Consider the following 6,706-nt stretch of genomic DNA (forward strand, 5'->3'; position numbering starts at 1 on the left):
GGACGGCCTCCATACTCCCCTCTCCCCCAAAAAGGGGAGAGGGGCAGGGGGTGAGGGGGCTTGAACCGTGCGATCGCCCATCAAAGATCGATCCCTCTGGGTTCACCTCGCGTCGATCACTCTGTGACCGAGTCGGCAGGAGGACTCGCTCACCCTCACCCCCGGCCCCTCTCCCTCAAGGGAGAGGGGAGAACCTCGCTCCCGGGGCGGTTACGTCTCAAACGCCGGCAGGAATCCGCGGCTTCTTGCGTCGCGGCGGAAATGCGGGAACGGTGGCGGCGGTCGCGGCGTCTACGCCGCGTCGCCCCTCGTCGTCAGACGAGAACCGTTCCCCGCACCCGGTGTTCTGCCGTGTCCCGTTCGCTCCTCGCCGTCGCCGTGCTGCTCAGCGCGTCGGCTGGACTGCTCGCCATGTCCGCCGCCCCGCCCCAGGAACCGGATGAAGTCGCGCAGAAGGCCGGCGCGTTGCTGGAGAAAGGCGACTACGCCGACGCCCTCAAGCTGTACGAGGGCCTGCTGAAGGCGGGCGACGCCAAGCCCGAATCGGCCGCCGACGTGTTGCAGAAGGCGCTGCGGGCGACCGGCCAATTGGGCCGGCAGGAATTGGACGACGGATTGCGGGAGACCGCGTTGAAGTCCTACCCGGACAGCCCGCATGTGAAGCTGGCGGCGGCCCGCTCCCTGCTGAACGGGTATCACTACGGCTTCGTCATCGACGGCGAGTTCACCCGCGGCCGTCAGCGTCGCGGCGGGAACTGGACGAACGGCTTTGAATGGGACCGCGTGCGGGCGTTGCAGTTGCTGGTCGAGGGGCTGGAGTCCGCGACCGCGGACGCGATGGGCGCCGGGGAAGCCGGCCAGTATCGCCTGACGCTCGCCCAGACGTTGATGCAGGGCCGCCAAGGGAATGCCGCGTGGCGGTTACAGGAGACGACGGACCTTGATTCGCTCCCGGATCGGGCCGACCCGGACCCGATTCGCAACGCCGCCAACCCGTCCGGTGCCCCGATCACGGAGCAGGGCGATCCCGTCTTTTACAATGTCCCGGAGGCGTGGGCCGCCGCGAAGAACGACGGCGAACGCTGGCGCTGGTCGCTCGCCGAGGCCGCGGAGTTCGGCCCCGAGCCCGCCGCCCAGGCGACGATCACGCGGGCCTCCTTCCTGGAAAGCCAGTTCGGCGTCTCCACGACGGCCGGCGTGCTGGACGAGTTGCTCAGCGAGGAGAACGAGGGGAACGCCGGCCCCTGGTCGCTTTCCTCGTTGAAAGAGACGGAGACCATCGCCCGGCTCGCCAACGGCCCCAAGCGGTTCACGCTGCCGGACGAGCACAACCATCTGCTGCTCTACCGGGAGGTCGGCGACGGCAAGACCTCCTCGGCCAATGACGGCCTGCGTTCTCTCGCCGGCGTGTTCGAGAACCGCCGCCAGTATCCGACGGCGGTGAAGGTCTGGGACCAACTGATCGCACGCACCACGGCCGGCTCGCATGAGCACGACTCCGCCGTCGCCCGCCGCGAGCAGATCGTCGGCGCCTACGCCGCGTTCGACCCGGAACCGATCGGCCCGTCCGGGACCGCGGCGACGCTCGCACTCACCTATAAAAACGCGAAACAGGCGACGCTCAAGGCGTATCGCATCGACGAGGAGAAGTGGTTCGCTGCCCAAGAGAAGGAGTTGGTCGAAGGCGCGGGCACGGATCATCAGGTCGCCCACTTCGATGCGATGAACGAGTGGTGGGCGAAGCGGGTTCCGGCCTTCGCCGGGGGGCCGATCGAGGAATGGACCGTCGAACTCGATCCCCCCGCGGACCACACCCCGGCCCGCAAGACGATCGAGACCTCGCTGAAGGAGGCGGGCCTCTACTTCGTCACGGCCGAGTTGGAGAATGGCCGCACGTACGGCGTCTGCGTGCAGCGGGCCGAACTGGCGATCGCGGTGAAGCCGCTGGTCGGCAACCGGGCGTTGTGGGTCGTGACCGACTCGACCACCGGCGCCCCCGTGCCGGGCGTGACGCTGGACCTGCTGGGGTACGAACACCGCTGGGTCAACCCGCCCGGCAAGCGGGAGTTGAAGGTCGCCCGCCGCTCCGCGACCACCGGACCGGACGGAACCGCATCGGTCCCCCAAAACGGCGACAGCTTCTATCAGTGGCTCGCCACGGCCAAGAAAAAGGACGCTGACCGGGAGCGCTTCGGAGCCTTTGGGTTCTCCGACCGCGTGTTCGGAGATCCGCAGATCGGCGGACCGCTGGGGAACGTGCAGCTCAAGGCCTACGCCGTCAGCGATCGCCCGGCCTACCGCCCCGGCGACACGGTGAACCTCAAGGGGTGGTACCGCCGTGCCGGCTACGCCCTGCCCACCGACGCCGTCGAACCGCGGCGCCAACTCAAAGTGGTCGTCAACGATCCCCGCGGCGAAGAACTGCTGTCGAAGGTGGTCGAGGCGGACGAAGCCGGGGCGTTCGTCGTCTCGCTGGAACTGGGCGACGAAGCGACGCTCGGCCGTTACTCGATGCGGGTCGGCGAAGCGACGAACTTCGACGTCACCCAGCAGTCGCCCCTCGCCTTTCGAGTCGAGGAATACCGCAAGCCGGAGTTCGAGGTCACCGTCGACGCCCCGGACAAACCGATCGTGCTGGGCGAGGAGTTCACCGCGACCGTCCGGGCCGAGTACCTGTTCGGCGGTCCGGTCGCCGGCGGCGTGCTGAACTACAAGGTGACCCGCACCGTCGAGAGCGCCGACTGGCATCCCTACGACCCCTGGAACTGGCTGTACGGCCCGGCCTACTGGAGCTTCGCCCCCGGCTTCGAGGAACCAAACCCCTTCGGCGGCTACGGGTACGGCGATCCCTTCGGCGGCGGCTTCGGCGGCCGGGGTTGGGGCGGTCCGTGGCGGGGGAACGATCCTGAAGAGGTCGTCGCGGAGGGCGAGGCGACGCTCGGCGATGACGGCACGTTCAAGATCCCGCTGGACAGCTCGCTCGCCAAGGCGCTCAAGGCGGACGCCGATCACCGCTACGAGATCACCGCGGAGGTCACGGACGCCAGCCGTCGCACGCAGACCGGCGGGGGATCGGTCCTCGCCGCCGCCGTGCCCTTCCGCGTCTACGGCTATGCCGACTACGGCTACGCCGTCGCCGGGGAGCCGGTCGGCGTGAACTTCACCGCCCGCGCCGCCGGCGGCGATCCGGTGCGCGTCGTCGGTGAATGGTCCGCGGTCCGCCTCACCGGCGGCGCCGACGGCAAGACCGTCGAAACGCCGGTGGACGACCTGCCCGAACCGGCGATCGACAATGACGGCGTCGTCTCCGCCCGGTTCCTGTTCGAGCAGCCCGGCCAGTACCGCCTCACCTACAAGGTGACCGCGGACGATCACACCGGGACGGAGACGCTGCTGTTGAACGTCGTCGGCCCGGGCGGCGCCGCGGATGCGGCGTCGGTCGCGGAGGGACTCGAATTGATCCCCGACCGCAAAACCTACGCCCCCGGCGACACGGCCAAGCTACTGGTGAAGACCGAAGCGGAGGTCGTCTACCTCTTCCCCCGCGCCGAGAACGGCACCGTCCCCGAGCCGACCGTGCTGCGGCCGACCGGCGGGGCGATCATCTACGAGGTGAACATCGGCGACGCGGACGCGCCGAACTTCTTCGTGGAGGCGCTGGCCGTCTCCGCCGGGCGGGTGCACGCCGTCGTGCGAAGGATCGCCGTCCCGCCGACCGAACGTGTGCTGACGGTCGAAACGAAGCCCTCCCAGGACCGCTACGAACCGGGCGAGGAGGCCGAGGTGACGGTCTCCGTCACCGATGCCAGCGGCGAACCGGTCGACGGCGACGTGGCGCTGACGGTCTACGACCGCGCGATCGACGCCCTCGTCGGCGGTCCCAACGCCCCGGACATCCGCAAGCACTTCACCGATCTGCTGCGGAACCACAACGCGCAGATCGCCCATAACCTCGACGCCGTCGCCCACAATCAGGTCGAGGACCATCGCCACAACATGCCCACCGTCGGTCGATTCGGCGGGTTGGTTTTGGAGTCGCTGGAACTCGCGGACGACTCCGTGGAGATGGATTTCGGGGCCGTGGGCGGCGGTTTCGGGGGAGGCGGCCTCGCGCTCGGAGCGCTGGGCGAGCCGCAAAGCAAGATGATGCGGAGCCGTGCCCCGATGGCCGCCCCGATGGCGGCGGCGGCGGATTCGTTCGCTCTCAGCGAGGAGTTCTCGCCGGAACTGGCGGCTGACAAAGCGCGCGGCGAAGCGGCCGGCGCCCCCGCTCCGCAGGTGCGGGAGAACTTTGCGGACACCGCCCACTGGGTCGCGTCGCTGCCGCTGAAAAACGGCGTCGGGACGGCTCGGTTCCCCCTGCCGGACGACCTGACCGGCTGGCAGATCCGCACCTGGGCCGTCGGTCCGGGGTCCGCGGTCGGCTCGGCGGACGGCCGGTTCGTGACAAAGAAATCGCTGCTGGTCCGCCTGCAAACGCCGCGGTTCCTGACGGAGACGGACGAAATCGTGCTCTCCGCGCTCGTCCGCAGCGAACTCGATCAGGACGTCGAAGCCGAGGTGCGATTCGACTTCGGCGAGAACAGCCCGATCGCGAACTTCAATCTGGGCGATCTGACGAAGACCCTCACCGTGCCCGCCGGCGAGGAGAAGCGGGTCGACCTGCGGGTCACCGCGATCGGCGTGGGCGAGGCGACCGTCACCGCGACGGCCACCACGACGCTGCCCGACGGCACGCCCGGTCCCGGCGATGCGGTGAAGCAGACCTTCCCCGTGCAGGCCCACGGCACGTTGCGGACCGAGAGCTTCGCCGGCGCCGTCGATCCCTCAGCGACCGACTCGGTCCTGACGTTCACGGTGACGGATCGACTCGACCCAGAGCAAAGCCGGCTGGAAGTGCGGTTCAGCCCCTCGCTGGCCGTCGCGGCCGTCGATGCGCTGCCGTACCTCGCCCATTACCCGTACGGCTGTGCGGAGCAGACCCTCAACCGGTTCCTGCCCGTCCTGACGATGCGGCACACGCTGGAAGAGGCCGGCACGACGCTGCCGTCCGCGGAGGAAGTCACCGCCAATCTGAACGCCTCCCGCAGCGGTCGGCCGTTCCGGGAAGAGGAGGAGAAGCCGAACCCCGTGTTCGATCGGGAGCAGGTGATGGAGATGACCCAGCAGGGCGTCGATCGGCTGGCGACGTTCGCCCGCGGGGACGGTGGCTTCGGCTGGTTCCCCGGCGCCCGCAGCTCGGACGTCTACATGACGACCCTCGTCACCCACGGCCTGCACCTGGCCGGGGAGCGCGGCGCCGACTTCGACCCGGCGCTGATCGCCGGCGGAAGAAAGTTCCTCGCCCGCCATCAGGCCGTGGAAGTCGCCCGGCTGAAACGGGGCGAACTGCCGCCGAAGCAGCGTGAAGGCACGGACTACAAGCTGCAGGCCGGCAGCCTCGACGCCCAGATCTTCCGCGTGCTGAGCGACCTCGGCGCCGACCCGGACGACGAGAAGCACGCCGCGATGGCCGGCTACCTCTTCCGCGATCGGCTCAAGCTGCCGCTCAAGGCGCAGGCGTTGCTGGGCCTGTCGTTCGCCGCGCTGGAGGACGCTCGACTGGAAACGAGTCTGTCGAATCTGCGGCAGTACATGGTCGTCGACGACGAGAACCAGACCGCTTATCTCCGCCTGCCCAACGAGGGCGGCTGGTGGTACTGGTGGAACAACGACCTCGAAGCGAATGCGTTGTATCTGGAGTTGCTCTCCAAGGTCGGCCAGACGGACGGAACCGCCCCGAAGCTGGTCAAGTACCTGCTGAACAACCGACAGAGCGGCTCCCGCTGGTCCAGCACCCGCGATACGGCCCAGGTCGTCGAGGCGTTCGCCGCCTATCTGAAGGCGACCGGCGAGGCCGCCCCGACCGCGGACGTCATCATCACGCTGGACGGCAAGCGACTGCACACCGCCTCGATCACGCCGGAGAACCTGTTCACCTTCGACGGCACGGCGATCCTCGACGGCGTCGCGGTGACGCCCGGGGAACACGTCCTCAGCGTGCAGCGGGCGACGCCCGGCGGGGCGAACGGGGGCAAACAGGCGCCGGTCTACTTCACCGCCCGGGTGACGACGTTCGATAAGCGGGACTTCATCCCCGCCGCCGGATTGGAGATCAAGGTGACGCGCAGCGTCCGCCGGATCACCGACGTGGACGAAACCCGCGCCTTCGCGAACGACGACGGCGCCGTCGACGAGCGGCAGGTCGATCAGAACGCCCGCGAGGATCTGCCGCCCGGGTCGGACTCCACCAGCGGCGACCTGATCGAGGTCGAACTGATCCTGGAGGCGAAGAACGACTATTCGTACGTGATCCTGTCCGACATGAAAGCCGCCGGGTTCGAGCCGGTCGGCAGTCAGCCGGGGACCGGCCCGCTGAGCGGCTGGGATTGGAGCGGCCTGAACGCCTATCGCGAGTTCCGCGACGAGCGAACGGACTTCTTCCTGCCGAGCCTGCCCCGCGGCCGGCACTCGCTGCGGTACCGCCTGCGGGCCGAGGCGCCAGGGTCGCTGCACGCCCTGCCGGCGATTGCCGAAGGCATGTACGCCCCGGAACTCCGCGGCAACAGCGATGAATGGACCGTGATCGTCGCCGACCGGGAGGACGTCACGCCGTGATCCTGCTCCCCTCTCCCCTCTTTTGGGGGAGAGGGGTTGGGGGTGAGGG

General features: G+C 69.0%; 1 protein-coding gene. It reads left to right on the forward strand.

The window, feature by feature from the left end; all coding sequences use genetic code 11:
* Positions 1–351: 351 nt before the first annotated feature.
* On the forward strand, positions 352–6,657 hold the full coding sequence (locus tag LzC2_RS19200; RefSeq protein WP_171189648.1) for an alpha-2-macroglobulin family protein: 6,306 nt from the start codon (positions 352–354) through the stop codon (positions 6,655–6,657).
* Positions 6,658–6,706: the final 49 nt, after the last annotated feature.

It is taken from the genome of Alienimonas chondri (genome assembly GCF_013036045.1).
Taxonomy (GTDB): domain Bacteria; phylum Planctomycetota; class Planctomycetia; order Planctomycetales; family Planctomycetaceae; genus Alienimonas; species Alienimonas chondri.